Below are 15,553 nucleotides of genomic sequence, written 5' to 3' on the forward strand. Positions count from 1 at the left end.
ACAATACTATCTATCAAAAAAGAAACCAGAATAGCTTCTGATTTCTTTTGAATAAACTTATTTATTTACGTTTTCCCATTTCCAGTTGTGTACTTCTGGAATATCATCACCATGTTCACGGATGTAAGCATTGTGGAAGGCAATTGTTTCGTCCATTTGAGCTGCAAATTCAGCTGCTTCTGCTCCAAGAGCTGCATTAGCTGCATCTTGTGCCAAGTGGAAGCGATCCAATTCAGACATGACACGCATATCGAATGGTGTTGTGATATCACCGTTTTCACGGTAACCATGCACACGAAGGTTATGGTTGTGACGGTTGAAGAAGATATCACGAATCATGCCTTCGTAACCGTGGAAGGCAAAGATCACTGGTTTGTCAGCGGTGAAGACTTTGTCAAACTCTTCATCTGAAAGTCCACGCGCATCGACTGATGGGTGACGCAATTTCAAGATATCCACAACGTTGACAAAGCGGATCTTCAATTCTGGGAAAGCCTTGTGCAAGATTGTGATGGCTGCAAGAGCTTCTAAGTTTGGCTCTGTACCTGCAGCTGCAATGACAAGATCTGGCTCTTCATCTGCTGAAACAGTTGATGCCCAATCAATCACCTTGTATCCTTCACGAACCAATTCTTCTGCCTCATCAGCTGAGTAGAATTGAGGACGTGGGTGTTTAGAAGAAACGATCAAGTTAATCATATCTTCTGCCTTGAAGGCTTTATCCATCACTGCAAGCAAACTATTGGTATCTGCTGGCAAGTATTCACGGATGTATTCAGGAGTTTTCTCAGCCAAGTGAGTCAAGATACCTGGATCTTGGTGAGTATAACCATTGTGGTCTTGTTGGAAAACAGTTGAAGTCGCAATCAGGTTCAAGGCTGGGTAGTTTTTACGCCATGTCGTATGTGTCTTCGATTTACGCAACCATTTGAAGTGTTGAGTAATCATAGAGTCTACGACACGAAGGAATGATTCGTAAGATGCGAAGAATCCATGACGACCTGTCAAGACATATCCTTCGAGCATTCCTTCTGCTTGGTGCTCTGACAATTGAGAGTCAATCACACGTCCAGCAGGGCTCAAAGCTTCATCGTAGTCTGGTTTCATACGTCCTAACCATTGACGGCTTGTCCGAGTGAAGACTTCTTGAAGACGGTTTGATTTGGTTTCATCTGGTCCAAAGATACGGAAGTTATCTGGGTTCGCATCCACAAGATCTGCTGCATACTTACCAAACTCGATCATATCTTGCGCCATGATGGCACCTGGTGTTTCGATCTTGAAGGCATGTTTCTTCCAATCAGCAGTGTCCATTGGTTTGATGACACCTGCGTTTGTGATTGGGTTCATAGCCATGCGACGGTCACCTTTTGGTGCGATTTCAGCAATTTCAGGAACTAGTTTACCAGTTTCGTCAAACAACTCTGCTGGGCGGTAAGATTCCAACCATGAAAGAAGGGCATCTACATGCTCCATGTGGTGAGCATCTACTGGGATTGGCACTTGGTGCGCACGGAATCCACCTTCGATTGGAGTTCCTTCCCAAGCTTTTGGTCCAGTCCAACCTTTAGGAATACGAGCAATCAAGACAGGGTATACTGGTTGAGTTGCTTCTTCTGCAGAACCTTTACGAGCTTCTGCTTGGACTTTCTTGATTTCTTCAATCGCTTCGTCCAATTTTTCTGCAAACAAAGCATGAGCTGCTTCATGGTCGTCAGAAATAGCCGTTACGTCTGCAAAAATTGGTTTCCATCCAAGACCTTCAAAGAAGAGGGCCAATTCTTCGTCTGTTTTGCGTTCGAAGATTGTTGGATTGTGGATCTTTCCACCGTTGAGGTAGAAGATTGGAAGAACAGCACCATCATTGACTGGGTTCAAGAAGGTATTGGCCAACCAACCAGCCATCAATGGACCAGTTTCCCCTTCACCATCACCGATTACGGTTGCAGCAATCACATCTGGATTATCTAAAACAGCTCCAGCTGCGTGAGAAAGAGCATAACCAAGTTCTCCACCTTCGTGGATAGATCCTGGAGTTTCAGGTGCCGCGTGAGATGCAATCCCTCCTGGGAATGAGAAGATTTTACATAGGTGTTTAAATCCTTCTTCATTTTGTGGGATATTTGGATTCAATTCTGTGTAAGAACCATCTAAGTAAGAGTTGGACACCATAACTTGTCCACCATGACCTGGTCCTTCAATGTAGAACATATCCAAGTCATACTTGTTGATTGCACGGTTCAAGTGTGCGTAAATAAAGTTTTGTCCAGGTACAGTTCCCCAATGTCCGATTGGGTGAGCTTTCAAATCGTTTTCAACCACTTCACGTTTCAACAACGGGTTGTCTTTTAAGTACATTTGAGCAGCTGAAATATAGTTTGCTGCGCGCCACCACGCATCCACTTTATCCAAGTATGCTTTGCTGTTAAAATCAACAGTCATATTGTCTCCTCTCAAATTCTAGCTATGATTCTGATGAATTAGAATCCAGTGCAAGTATTTAGGTTATAAACATTCTGTTTCACTAACATGAAGACAGAATGAGCGCGAACCAAATTTAATTCAATTCTTTTCTATTCTATCAATAATTTATCTTTTTGTATATAGAAAAAATTAAAAAAAATATAGTTTTTTATAAAAAGTTACAAATCTCTTTTAAAATCAAACCATTTTTCAATCATTTTACAGACAGCTTTTGGGTAAAACTACTAAAAAGCCTTAGAAATCAGCCGTCTATAAATTTCCTTGTCACATAAAATCTTTCATGATATACTTTAGATATCAAACTAAAGGAGGTCGATATGATTAAGGAAAAACGCAATAAAGGATTTGTTTCAGGTCTGGTGCTTGCCCTTGTCTTCCTAGCATTCGCAGGATTAATATTTTCATTATGGATTCGTCACCAAAATCCTGCTACTAGCTTTGCTAAGGCAGAAAAGTCTGGGGATCCTGTAACGATGCAAGTCTATGATATTTATCCAGAACCTGTCGGAACTGTGGACAAAAGGCATGTACTCTATATTGTCCAATACGATAACCAAAATGATGGTAAGTATGCAGGGATCGAAACCAAAAAAGACGATGCGACGATTAAAGAAATCATTGATAAAGCGAAGAATGGGGAACTGCAGACCGATCCTTATCAACTAAAGGGAACGCAATTAGCCCCTTTGGCAAAGGATAGCAAGAATACATCTCGCAATGGTCGCCTTGTCGGTTATAGTGAGTACATCCATTCCCTCCTTGACCCGACTTCTGTCGTGTCACTCAATATGACGACCAACTATTATCTAAGCCTTACGGAATATAACAAAGACTCCTTATTCCTCTTGCTAGGTTCAGTTGCTTTAGCTGGACTTACCATTACAATGGTTGTAGCCAGCTTCTCTGTTCGGAAACGGACCATTGCTTCCTATCAGGAACTCCACCAAAACTATCCCGAACTCCAAGGAGATCTAAACCGTTTGGCTGATGAGGCCAGTTACTACAATCAAGACTTAAAAGTTATCTTATACAAAAATCATTTGATCACCTATTTCAGAGGAACGCAAACGATTGATTTACGAGATGTTCAACAACTATACTTACATGTCACTCGAGTTCGTCAATCAGGTATTGCCCGCTCTATCTTCCAATTGTGCTACATCCGCAAGGACAAGCCAAAGAAACAGCACCGCCTAGCCATTAAAAATAAGAAGAACGCTGAAGAACAACTCTACACTCTCTTTGCACAGGTGTCTGAGCGATTCCCAGATGTCAAGGTTGGAATTTAAAGCTTTCTAACTCCTCTTTTGAAATACTTTTCTAAGCCCTAAAAACCCCTCATCAACCAATTCTGATGAGGGGGTTTTTCTATTTAGGTCACATTTAAAACGAAGAAAATTAAATCACTTTCTTACCATTCTTATAGACATCTGTCACTAGGTTGGTCGCAAAGAAATAGAAGAGATAATCTAGATTTGGTGCGTCATAAATCGTGATATCAGCTTGTTTTCCAACATCGAAAGAGCCAATCGTTTTGGCACGATCTACTGAGTAGGCTGCATTGATGGTCACTGCATTGAGAATTTCCACTGGAGTTAGGCGCATCATGAAGCAACCAAGGTGCATAGCAAACTGGAGATTGGCTGTCGGACAGGATCCTGGATTGCTGTCTGTTGTTAGGGTAATAGCCATGCCAGCGTCCAACATCTTACGAGCTGGTGCATAGGTATCTTCCATGAGGCTGAAGGTTGTTGCAGGCAAAAGATTTCCAATAACTTTTGCTTTTGCTAGTTTTTGAATACCCTCATCAGTAATGACCATCAAGTGTTCTGCACTGGTAGATTCCAATTCGGCTGCTACATCCACGCCACCAATGGACTCAATTTCATCCGCATGAATTCGTAATTTGAAGCCCATTTCCTTGGCTTTCGACAGAAGATAGCGTGATTCATCCGCTGTAAAGACACCCTTTTCACAGAAGATGTCACAGAATTCAGCCAGATTGTCTTCTTTTACCTTTGGAAGCATTTGTTCAATAATCAGATCTAAATACTCTTGAGAACGGCCCTTGTACTCTGTCGGGATCGCATGAGCTGCCATAAAGGTTGAAACCAGATCAATTTCATGGTCTCGGTCCAAGGCTGCTACTACATCTAATTGGCGTTTTTCCGTTTCCCAATCCAAACCATAGCCACTCTTAGCTTCAACGGTGGTCACTCCATGACGCAACATATAGTCCAACAATCGTTTGGACTTGTTATAGAGATTGTCAAAAGATGCTTCACGAGTTGCCCGAACAGTGCTCAGAATTCCACCGCCTTGAGCGAGGATGTCTAAGTAAGAAACACCCGCTAACTTTTTCGCAAATTCATGTTCACGACTGCCTCCATAGACCAGGTGGGTGTGGCAATCGATCAGACCGGGGGTCGCAACTTTTCCTTCACAAGACTTCACTTCCGTATGGTCGTCAATCAATTCTGGATCTGGTTGACCTGTTCCAACTGCAAGAATCTTTCCATCTTTAATGGCAATATATGCATCCGAAAGAATTTGGGCATCTGCCATCTCCTTGCCATAAAGAGGATGGCCTAGATCATTTGGACAAAACAACTGGTTAAAGTGGGTTAATAGTACATCAGCAGACATATGAAAACATTCCTTTCTATTTCCATTATTATTCATTTTACAATTCTAAAGAAAAAGCGTCAAAAAAAAGTCAAAAAGTTTCTCCCTCATTATTTTTTGCTTTATTAAAAATTAAATTTATTTTTGACTCTTTATTGACGTTTCTTGGATACAATAAAGAAAATATAAATTCATAGTCTACACATAAGGAGGTTCCTACTATGTCATTTATAGACGATAAAGAAATTGCAGCTGCTATGTCTGTCAAACTTGACTTTGATGTCCTACCTGAAAAGGCAACTTTTCAAGAAGGCATCCGTCGTGCACCTGATAGAGGGCTCCGCTTAACGCAAGCTCAGACTGAGATTGCTCTTAAAAACGCTCTGCGTTACATCCCTAAAAAATTCCACCAAGAGTTGATCCCAGAATTTCTGGAAGAACTAAAAACTCGCGGTCGGATCTATGGCTATCGCTTCCGTCCAAAAGATCGGATCTATGGCAAACCAATTGATGAGTACAAAGGAAAATGCACTGCTGCTAAGGCTATGCAGGTTATGATTGACAACAACTTGAGCTTTGAAATCGCCCTTTATCCATATGAATTGGTCACTTACGGAGAAACAGGTTCTGTCTGTGCTAACTGGATGCAATACAACTTGATCAAGAAATACTTGGAAGTCATGACAGAAGACCAAACCTTGGTGGTTGAATCTGGTCACCCTCTCGGCCTCTTCAAGTCTAAACCAGAAGCTCCTCGCGTCATCATTACCAACGGTCTCTTGATCGGTGAGTATGACAATATGCGCGACTGGGAAATCGCTGAAGAAATGGGCGTTACCAACTACGGTCAGATGACGGCTGGTGGCTGGATGTACATTGGTCCTCAAGGGATCGTTCACGGTACCTTCAACACTCTCCTTAATGCTGGACGTCTTAAACTCGGTGTGCCTGATGATGGCGACTTAACTGGTAAACTCTTCATCTCGTCTGGTCTCGGTGGTATGAGTGGAGCTCAAGGGAAAGCAGCTGAAATTGCAAAAGCTGTTGCCATCGTTGCAGAAGTAGACCGCTCTCGGATCGAAACCCGTCACTCTCAAGGTTGGATTAGCCAAGTAACCGACAGTGCCGAAGAAGCTGTGAAATTGGCTCAAGCAGCACTGGAAGCTGGTGAATCAACTTCTATTGCCTACCATGGTAATATCGTAGACTTGCTCGAATATGTCAACGAACACCAAGTCCACGTTCACCTCTTGTCTGACCAAACCTCTTGCCACAACGTCTATGATGGTGGCTATTGCCCAGTTGGGATCAGCTTTGAAGAACGGACACGTTTGTTGGCAGAAGACAAAGAAACCTTCCATCGCTTGGTCGATGAAACCTTAGCTCGTCACTTTGCAGTGATTAAAGCTTTGACGGCTAAAGGTACCTACTTCTTCGACTACGGTAATGCCTTTATGAAATCTGTTTACGACTCTGGCATCAAGGAAATTTCTAAGAATGGTCTCGATGACAAGGACGGCTTCATTTGGCCATCTTATGTAGAAGATATCATGGGACCTATGCTCTTTGACTATGGTTATGGTCCATTCCGTTGGGTCTGCCTAAGCGGTAAACACGAAGACTTGATTGCAACTGACCACGCTGCTATGGAAGCGATCGATCCAACTCGTCGCTACCAAGACCGCGATAACTACAACTGGATTCGCGATGCTGAAAAGAACCAATTAGTCGTTGGTACACAGGCTCGTATCCTCTATCAAGATTGTATGGGACGTGTCAATATCGCTTTGAAATTTAATGAACTCATTCGCCAAGGCAAGATTGGACCGGTCATGATTGGACGTGACCACCATGACGTATCTGGTACAGATGCTCCATTCCGTGAAACCTCCAATATCAAAGATGGTTCAAACGTTACCTGCGATATGGCGGTTCAATGTTACGCCGGTAACGCCGCTCGCGGTATGAGTCTCGTGGCTCTCCACAATGGTGGTGGTACTGGTATCGGTAAGGCCATCAACGGAGGATTTGGTCTCGTTCTAGACGGTAGCCACCGGATCGACGAAATCATCAAATCTGCGATTGCATGGGATACCATGGGTGGGGTTGCTCGTCGGAACTGGGCAAGAAATAACCATGCCATCGAAACAGCCATCGAATACAACCGCCTCCATGCAGGAACAGACCACATCACCATTCCGTATCTGGCAGATGAAGATTTGGTCAAAGATGCGGTTCAAAAATTGTTTTAACATCAAAAAATAAAAATTGAGAAAGGGGAGGAAATACAAAGACTCCTCCTCCCCAACTTCTCCTATAAAAAGAGGTAATCATATGGCAAAAATTGTTGAGTGTATTCCAAACTTCTCTGAAGGACGCAATCAAGCTGTGATCGACGGATTAGCAGCCACAGCAAAAAGTATTCCAGGTGTTACGCTGCTGGACTACTCGTCTGACGCCAGTCACAACCGGAGCGTCTTTACACTCGTTGGGGATGAAGAAAGCATTCAAGAAGTTGCTTTCCAATTGGTAAAATACGCATCTGAAAACATCGATATGACCAAGCACGAAGGCGAACACCCTCGTATGGGGGCAACAGACGTTTGTCCTTTCGTTCCAGTCAAAGATATCACAACAGATGAATGTGTCGAAATCGCCAATAAAGTAGCCGAACGCATCAATCGTGAATTAGGTATTCCAATCTTCCTTTATGAAGATGCTGCAACTCGCCCAGAACGAAAAAACTTGGCGAAGGTTCGCAAAGGACAATTTGAAGGAATGCCAGAAAAACTGTTGGAAGAAGACTGGAAGCCAGACTACGGTGAACGCAAGATTCACCCAACTGCAGGGGTTACAGCCGTTGGTGTCCGTATGCCACTCGTTGCTTTCAATATCAACCTTGACACAGATGATCTAGAAATTGCCAACAACATTTCTAAAATCATTCGTGGATCTAGCGGAGGATACAAATACTGTAAAGCAATCGGTGTCATGCTAGAAGATCGCAACATCGCCCAAGTCTCTATCAACATGGTCAACTTGGAAAAATTCCCATTGTATCGCGTCGTTGAAACCGTTCGTTTCGAAGCACAACGCTACGGGGTTCGCATCACTGGAACAGAACTCATTGGACTGGCTCCTGCTAAGGCTTTGATTGACTCTGCTGAATACTACTTGCAATTAGAAGACTTTGACTATAGCAAACAAGTCTTGGAAAATCACTTGTTGGGTTAGAAAGGGAGTTCTATGAAACTAGTTGACTTAAGTATTACAGAGTTTGCCAAGGTTCTTGGTTCAGATGCCCCAGCTCCAGGTGGCGGTTCTGCTGCTGCCCTATCTGCTGCAAACGGGATTTCACTTACAAAAATGGTCTGTGAACTGACCATCGGTAAGAAAAAATACGCTGAATTTGAAGACCACATCAAAGGGGTTCACGAAAAAAGTGCCCACCTCCAAGACCAATTACTAGAAGCCATCGACAAAGATACAGAAGCTTTCAACGTGGTATCAGCAGTCTTTGATCTTCCAAAGGAAACGGAAGAAGAGAAAGTCGCTCGTCGTGAAGCCATGCAAAAAGCTTTGAAACATGCGACAGTATCTCCTTTCTCTATGATGGAGCTCATCGTTGAGGCGCTTGAAACAACAAAAGAAGCTGTTGGTAAGTCCAACACCAATGCGGCGAGTGACCTAGGAGTGGCTGCTCTCAATCTCAAGGCTGGACTTCAGGGGGCTTGGCTCAATGTCCTGATCAACATTTCAGGAATCAAGGACCAAGACTTCGTCCAAGAATACCATAGCAAGGGACTCGAACTCCTCCAAACAGGCTCTGAGCTTGCAGATAACATTTACCAAAGCATTTTAGAAAGCCTATCTTAAACCTACCAATTAACGTTATAACTTTAATACCTACAAAGAAAGAAGGGATTCTATGGTTTTATCGGATATTGAAATTGCCAATTCTGTCCAAATGAAGCCCATCATGGAAATCGCTGCTGAACTTGGATTGACTGAAGACGACATTTCGCTCTACGGAAAATACAAGGCAAAAATCGATAGCAACCAACTGGAACAACTAAAGGACAAGGAAGATGGAAAGCTAATCCTCGTGACAGCCATCTCTCCGACACCTGCTGGAGAAGGAAAGACAACCACCTCTGTTGGACTAGTGGATGCCCTCTCTGCTATCGGTGAGAAAGCGGTCATTGCCCTCCGCGAACCTTCACTTGGCCCTGTCTTTGGGATCAAGGGTGGTGCTGCCGGTGGTGGGTACGCTCAAGTGGTTCCAATGGAAGATATCAACCTTCACTTTACCGGAGACTTCCATGCCATTGGGATTGCCAACAACTTACTTGCAGCCTTGATTGACAACCACATCCATCATGGCAATGAGTTGGGCATCGATTCTCGTCGCATCACCTGGAAACGGGTGGTCGACATGAACGACCGGCAACTCCGCCATATTGTAGACGGCCTTCAAGGAAAGACAAACGGAGTTCCTCGTGAAGATGGCTTTGACATCACGGTGGCGTCTGAAATCATGGCTATTCTCTGTCTCTCAGAAAATATCCTTGACCTCAAAGAACGCCTCGATCGCATCATTATTGGGTACAACTACCAGGGACAACCAGTGACAGCCAAAGACCTCAAGGCTGGAGGTGCCATGGCAGCTGTTCTCAAAGATGCCATCCATCCAAACTTGGTACAAACCTTGGAGCATACTCCGGCTATCATCCACGGCGGACCATTTGCCAATATCGCTCATGGCTGTAACAGTGTGCTGGCTACCAAACTAGCCCTCAAATATGCAGACTATGTCGTGACAGAAGCTGGTTTTGGAGCAGACCTCGGTGCTGAAAAATTCATCGACATCAAATGCCGCATGGCCGGACTCAAACCTGCTGCCGTTGTCCTCGTCGCGACCATCCGTGCTCTCAAGATGCATGGTGGTGTCGCCAAAGCGGACTTGGCTACTGAAAATGTCCAAGCCGTGATCGATGGTCTGCCAAACCTGGACAAACACTTGGCCAACATCCAAGAAGTCTACGGTCTACCTGTGGTCGTTGCCATCAACAAATTCCCGCTGGATACAGAGGCTGAGCTAGAAGCTGTCTATGAATCTTGTAAGAAACGCAATGTAGACGTGGTCATCTCTGATGTCTGGGCACATGGTGGAGCTGGCGGCCGTGACCTAGCTGAAAAAGTCATTCAACTAGCTCAAGAAGAAAACCACTTCTCTTATGTTTATGACCAAGAAGACAGCATTGAAACAAAATTGACCAAGATCGTCACAAAAGTCTATGGTGGTAAAGGCATCAGCTTAACACCCGCGGCCAAACGCGAACTAAAAGAATTGGAAGCACTTGGTTTCTCCAACTACCCAATCTGTATGGCCAAAACGCAATATTCCTTCTCGGATGATGCCAAGAAGATCGGAGCACCGAAAGATTTCACTGTCAAAATCAGCAACCTTAAGGTGGCAGCAGGAGCTGGCTTTATCGTTGCGCTCACAGGAACGATCATGACCATGCCTGGCCTACCAAAAGTTCCAGCCAGTGAAAAGATTGATATCGACGCCCAAGGCAATATTACTGGTCTCTTTTAAGAAAGAGGAGGTCCTATGGTGACTATCCTTCATCTCACCCCCGCAGATTATCAGATTTCTACTTGGTCTGGTGGTCAAACCACCCAACTCTTCCTCTCTCCAAAAGAGGGAAGTTATCCAGATCGGACCTTTGACTTTCGCCTCTCTACTGCAACGGTGGAGGTTGAAAAAAGTGATTTTACTGATCTCACTGGCTACCACCGAATCTTGATGCCTCTGACTTCATCGATTACACTCACCCATCAACATAAAGAAGTTGTTTTGAAGCCATTTCAAAGCTACTTCTTTGACGGGGGAGATCCCGTATCTAGCCAAGGGACCTGTCAAGATTTTAATCTAATCTATAAACCTTCTTATCAGGGGCATATGAGTGCTATATCCCCAAAAGAAAGTGTCACGAGCCAGAGTCGCTATCAATTGATCTATGCTCTCTGTCCACTAACACTTGAATGGAAAAAGGGACAACTTTACTCCCTCAAAACTCACGAGCTCCTGTTTATCGAACAAGCATCTCCTCTTCAAGAGATGACAATTACGTTTTCACCCCTTCAGTCTGGGAAGCAACCGATTGCTATCTGGACTGCGCTAAGATAATGTTTTAAAGGAGAGACATTATGAACGGAGCACATAAACAGTCGATTGAGGAACAAGAAAAAGCGAAATTCAGCTTTAGCGGTGCCACTCTATACGGTATCAATGCCGTGATTGGGTCTGGTATCTTCCTCTTGCCCAAAAAGATATATTCTGGCCTCGGACCAGCTTCCCTGGCCGTCATGTTTGGAGTAGCTATTCTTGTCATGCTACTATCAGCCTGTCTGGCTGAAACGGCTGGCTACTTCGATAAAAACGGTGGAGCCATGCAGTACTCAAAAGCAGCTTTCGGAGACTTTGTCGGCTTTAACGTCGGGATCCTAGGATGGGCCGTTACCGTTATCGCTTGGGCTGCTATGCTAGCTGGTTTTGCTAAGATTTTCATCATTACCTTCCCAGCATTCGAAGGCTACAACTTACAGATTAGTATCGTTATGTTGGTTCTCTTGAGTATTATGAACATTGCCGGTTTGAAAACATCGAAAATGTTCACACTGACAGCTACTGTTGCGAAATTAATCCCAATCGTCCTCTTCTCACTCTTTGCCATCTTCTTCATTCCAGGTGGTATAAGCAAGGGCAACTTTACTCCTTTCCTTCAACTAGAAAGTGGTTCAAGTCTCTTTGGTGCTATTTCTAGTACCGCCGTTTACATCTTCTACGGTTTCATCGGATTTGAAACCATGTCCATCGTTGCAGGGGAAATGCGCAACCCTGAAAAGAACGTTCCCCGTGCTATTTTAGGCTCTATCAGTATCGTCTCAGTTCTCTACATGTTGATCATCGCTGGAACAATCGCTATGCTTGGTGGAGGCATTATGGGAACAGAGGCACCAGTACAAGACGCATTTGTTGAAATGATTGGCCCTATCGGAGCTCCTCTCATTTCATACGGTGCCCTCATTTCAATCGCTGGTCTAAACATTGGTGAATCCATTATGGTTCCTCGTTTTGGGGCAGCCCTAGCAGATGAAAAACTCTTGCCAGCAGGTCTTGGAAAAACAAACGGTAAAAACGCTCCTGTCATTGCCATTATCATTTCCGGTGTCTTTGCATTCTTACTCTTGTTATCTGGATCTTTCGAATCATTAGCAACTTTCAGTGTTGTTTTCCGTTTCTTCCAATATATTCCGACTGCTTTGGCAGCGCTCAAACTCAGAAAAATGTACCCAGAGAAAAAGGTTACCTTCCGAGTGCCATTCGGTCCAGTTATCCCAATTTTGGCTGTTGTCATCAGTATCTTGATGATTGCAGGGGACAATCTAATGAACTTTGTATGGGGAGCTATCGGTCTAGTAATCGCTAGTGGACTTTACTTTGTTTTCCACGGTGACAAACTAGCTAAAAAATAAAACAGTCCTCACCAATTCTATTTACACATTAGATGGGAACTTAGGCAGGAGCAAAGCATTCCTTTGCTCCCTAGCCCATCTAAGAAGCCACGAATATCAAACCTGAGCTCTTTTCTCTAAGACTTCTTTCAATCCTTCTAAGAATCATAGACAATGGGCTCACGTTTGGTATTCAAACCGAAGTAAACAAATCTACTTCTACAGAACAATTCATAATCGGAGGTTTTATATGACTCAATTGATTCATTTAGATGGTAACAGCTTAACACTGGAAGAGGTCATCGCCGTCGCTCGGCACGGTGCCCAATGTGAGTTAGACGAAGGAGCAAAAGAAGCTGTCATCGCATCTCGTAAAATTGTCGATGATATCGTCCGTGAAAAACGTGTTGTCTATGGTGTGACCACTGGATTTGGTTCCCTCTGTAATGTCAGCATTTCTCCTGAAGATACTGTCCAACTTCAAGAAAACTTGATTCGTACTCACGCATCTGGTTTTGGCGATCCACTTCCTGAAGATGCCGTTCGTGCTATTATGTTAATCCGTATTAACTCACTCTTAAAAGGTTATTCTGGCATTCGTCTATCAACCGTTGAAAAACTGTTAGAATTGCTCAACAAAGGAGTGACTCCTTATATTCCAGAAAAAGGTTCTCTTGGAGCATCTGGTGACCTCGCCCCTCTTTCTCACATGGTTCTCCCAATGTTGGGACTTGGACATGCCTACTACAAAGGTCAACTTTTGAGCGGTCAAGAAGCTCTCGACCAAGCTGGTATCGAAAAGATCCAATTGGCTGCCAAAGAAGGACTTGCCTTGATTAATGGTACAACGGTCCTAACCGGTATTGGAGCTCTTGCAACTTACGACGGTATTCAATTGCTCAAACTCTCTGATATTGCAGGTGCTCTCTCAATGGAAGTTCACAATGGTATTACCAGTCCATTTGAAGAAGACCTTCATACCATCCGTCCTCAAAGTGGACAATTGGCGACTGCTCGTAACATCCGTAATCTCCTTGAAGGAAGCAAAAATACCACTGTTGCGACTCAACAACGGGTACAAGATCCTTATACACTCCGTTGTATCCCTCAAATCCACGGAGCCAGCAAGGACTCTATTGCTTATGTGAAAACAAAAGTTGAAATCGAAATCAACTCTGTGACGGATAACCCAATCATCACCAAGGAAGGTCACGTCATTTCAGGAGGTAACTTCCACGGTGAACCAATGGCTCAACCATTTGACTTTTTGGGTATTGCCCTTTCTGAGATTGGTAACGTATCTGAACGTCGGGTAGAACGCTTGGTCAACAGCCAACTCAGCAAATTGCCATCCTTCTTGGTCAAACACCCTGGCCTTAACTCAGGCTTCATGATTACGCAGTATGCTTGTGCATCTCTTGCATCTGAAAACAAAATCTTGTCTCACCCAGCTAGCGTAGACTCTATCCCATCTTGTGAAAACCAAGAGGACTTCGTCAGCATGGGAACTACAGCAGCTCGTAAAGCGGCTGAGATTCTTAAGAATTCACGCCGCATCGTTGCTACTGAAATCATGGCAGCTTGCCAAGCCTTGGATCTCAAACCAGAAAATCATGAACTTGGTAAAGGTACAAAACCAGCCTATGACATGATTCGCAGCAAGGTGGCCTTCATTGAATTTGACAAGGACATCGAAATCTTTGAAGAACTCAATAAGGCATCTGCTGTCGTTGAAAGTGAAGAATTCTTAGCAACCATCGAAAAAGCAGTTGACTTAAGCATTCAATACTGATACAGTAAGGATACAGCAAAAAAAGGCTGAGAAATTTTCTCAGCCTTTGCCTTTCTAGCCAAATACAAACAAACGGAGGCATGTAACGTGCTTAGAGATTATTACCCAATGACTTACAGTTATTACCAAGGCAGTATTGAAGACAATCCCTATACAGCCAAATGGGGAATGCTGACGAAGTTTTTGGATTTGAATGATGAAAGCTTGACTCCTTTTGAAGAAGTCACCTTTGGAATCCTTGGCTTTAAAAGCGATAAAGGAGTCTATATCAATAACGGTCGCGTCGGTGCTGTCGAAAGCCCAAACGCTATTCGAACCCAACTTGCCAAACTTCCTTGGCACTGGGGGACCAATGTCACAGTTTTTGATGTCGGGAATATCGATGGCCCCAATCGCTCTCTTGAAGATTTGCAAGAGAGTCTCTCTCAAACCGTCAAACGAATGTTGGAGTTAAATATTCAACCAATCGTCCTTGGGGGAGGTCACGAAACAGCTTACGGCCACTATCTGGGCCTCAAATCCTCCTTGCAACCAGATGAACAATTGGCTGTCATCAATCTAGATGCTCACTTTGACCTGCGTCCCTATGACCAAACAGGTCCCAACTCTGGAACAGGATTTCGCCAAATGGCAGACCATGCAAAAGAAGAGAGCCAAGATTTCCCTTATTTAATCTTGGGCATTCAGGAACATAGCAACAACCTTTTCCTATTTAACTATGTGGCTAAGACACCAAGTATTGATTTCTTAACAGGACAAGACCTCTTCCGGATGACTCATCAAGCAATCCTTGATCGGATTGATCGCTTCTTAGAAAAACAAACAGCAGTCTACCTCTCTATTGATATGGACTGCTTTGCCGTCGGATCTGCCCCTGGCGTCAGCGCCATCCAGTCACTTGGGGTGGATCCAAAACTAGCCCTAATGCTGCTCCAACACATTGCAGCTAGTGGCAAACTGATTGGATTTGATATTGTCGAAGTTTCCCCTCCTCATGATATTGACAACCACACCTCCAATCTTGCCGCCACTTTTATCTTTTACTTGACCCAAATCTTGTCTCAACAAAATTAAGATTCAAAACCTCTCTAACATACAAAAGGCTTATCAACATCCAGCCATTGGGTG

General features: G+C 43.9%; 11 protein-coding genes. 9 read left to right on the forward strand and 2 right to left on the reverse strand.

Features of this window, described 5'->3' with window-relative positions; translation table 11 throughout:
* Window positions 1–57: 57 nt before the first annotated feature.
* Window positions 58–2,442 (reverse strand): phosphoketolase family protein, encoded by a 2,385-nt coding sequence (locus tag QM873_RS00855; RefSeq protein ID WP_343093853.1) that lies wholly within the window; start codon window positions 2,440–2,442, stop codon window positions 58–60.
* Window positions 2,443–2,801: 359 nt separating this feature from the next.
* Here QM873_RS00855 and QM873_RS00860 point away from each other — a divergent pair, with 359 nt between their 5' ends.
* The gene (locus tag QM873_RS00860) at window positions 2,802–3,773 is read left to right on the forward strand and encodes a hypothetical protein (RefSeq protein WP_126404776.1); all 972 of its coding nucleotides are present in this window, start codon (window positions 2,802–2,804) and stop codon (window positions 3,771–3,773) included.
* 109 nt (window positions 3,774–3,882) lie between these two features.
* Here the strand turns inward: QM873_RS00860 and hutI are convergent, their stop codons facing one another.
* Window positions 3,883–5,130 (reverse strand): imidazolonepropionase, encoded by a 1,248-nt coding sequence (hutI, locus tag QM873_RS00865; RefSeq protein ID WP_414278641.1) that lies wholly within the window; start codon window positions 5,128–5,130, stop codon window positions 3,883–3,885.
* 200 nt (window positions 5,131–5,330) lie between these two features.
* Here hutI and QM873_RS00870 point away from each other — a divergent pair, with 200 nt between their 5' ends.
* The 8 genes from QM873_RS00870 (at window position 5,331) to hutG (ending at window position 15,499) form a co-directional block, all read left to right on the forward strand.
* Complete coding sequence (locus QM873_RS00870; protein ID WP_414278642.1) at window positions 5,331–7,361, forward strand: urocanate hydratase; 2,031 nt, start codon at window positions 5,331–5,333, stop codon at window positions 7,359–7,361.
* Window positions 7,362–7,443: 82 nt separating this feature from the next.
* On the forward strand, window positions 7,444–8,343 hold the full coding sequence (gene ftcD, locus QM873_RS00875) for a glutamate formimidoyltransferase (RefSeq protein ID WP_023027213.1): 900 nt from the start codon (window positions 7,444–7,446) through the stop codon (window positions 8,341–8,343).
* 12 nt (window positions 8,344–8,355) lie between these two features.
* Window positions 8,356–8,985 carry a cyclodeaminase/cyclohydrolase family protein gene (locus QM873_RS00880; protein ID WP_023027214.1) on the forward strand — a complete coding sequence of 210 codons (630 nt, stop codon included), beginning with the start codon at window positions 8,356–8,358 and terminating at the stop codon, window positions 8,983–8,985.
* 52 nt (window positions 8,986–9,037) lie between these two features.
* Complete coding sequence (locus QM873_RS00885) at window positions 9,038–10,711, forward strand: formate--tetrahydrofolate ligase (RefSeq protein ID WP_129270069.1); 1,674 nt, start codon at window positions 9,038–9,040, stop codon at window positions 10,709–10,711.
* A gap of 15 nt (window positions 10,712–10,726) precedes the next feature.
* Complete coding sequence (locus QM873_RS00890) at window positions 10,727–11,305, forward strand: HutD/Ves family protein (RefSeq protein ID WP_129270067.1); 579 nt, start codon at window positions 10,727–10,729, stop codon at window positions 11,303–11,305.
* Window positions 11,306–11,325: 20 nt separating this feature from the next.
* Complete coding sequence (locus QM873_RS00895; protein ID WP_414278643.1) at window positions 11,326–12,654, forward strand: APC family permease; 1,329 nt, start codon at window positions 11,326–11,328, stop codon at window positions 12,652–12,654.
* 229 nt (window positions 12,655–12,883) lie between these two features.
* A complete protein-coding gene (hutH, locus tag QM873_RS00900; RefSeq protein ID WP_023027218.1) occupies window positions 12,884–14,425 on the forward strand; it encodes a histidine ammonia-lyase in 1,542 nt (513 codons plus the stop codon).
* An 87-nt stretch (window positions 14,426–14,512) separates the two neighbouring features.
* Window positions 14,513–15,499 (forward strand): formimidoylglutamase, encoded by a 987-nt coding sequence (gene hutG, locus QM873_RS00905; RefSeq protein ID WP_117744652.1) that lies wholly within the window; start codon window positions 14,513–14,515, stop codon window positions 15,497–15,499.
* The last annotated feature ends 54 nt before the right edge of the window (window positions 15,500–15,553 follow it).

The sequence above is a fragment of the Streptococcus australis genome (assembly GCF_047463015.1).
Classification (GTDB): domain Bacteria; phylum Bacillota; class Bacilli; order Lactobacillales; family Streptococcaceae; genus Streptococcus; species Streptococcus australis_F.

Bases quoted from the DNA above. Each gene is read 5' to 3' on its own strand.
- QM873_RS00855 (WP_343093853.1), bottom strand. From the start codon at position 2,442: ATGACTGTTGATTTTAACAGCAAAGCATACTTGGATAAAGTGGATGCG.
- QM873_RS00860 (WP_126404776.1), top strand. From the start codon at position 2,802: ATGATTAAGGAAAAACGCAATAAAGGATTTGTTTCAGGTCTGGTGCTT.
- hutI (WP_414278641.1), bottom strand. From the start codon at position 5,130: ATGTCTGCTGATGTACTATTAACCCACTTTAACCAGTTGTTTTGTCCA.
- QM873_RS00870 (WP_414278642.1), top strand. From the start codon at position 5,331: ATGTCATTTATAGACGATAAAGAAATTGCAGCTGCTATGTCTGTCAAA.
- ftcD (WP_023027213.1), top strand. From the start codon at position 7,444: ATGGCAAAAATTGTTGAGTGTATTCCAAACTTCTCTGAAGGACGCAAT.
- QM873_RS00880 (WP_023027214.1), top strand. From the start codon at position 8,356: ATGAAACTAGTTGACTTAAGTATTACAGAGTTTGCCAAGGTTCTTGGT.
- QM873_RS00885 (WP_129270069.1), top strand. From the start codon at position 9,038: ATGGTTTTATCGGATATTGAAATTGCCAATTCTGTCCAAATGAAGCCC.
- QM873_RS00890 (WP_129270067.1), top strand. From the start codon at position 10,727: ATGGTGACTATCCTTCATCTCACCCCCGCAGATTATCAGATTTCTACT.
- QM873_RS00895 (WP_414278643.1), top strand. From the start codon at position 11,326: ATGAACGGAGCACATAAACAGTCGATTGAGGAACAAGAAAAAGCGAAA.
- hutH (WP_023027218.1), top strand. From the start codon at position 12,884: ATGACTCAATTGATTCATTTAGATGGTAACAGCTTAACACTGGAAGAG.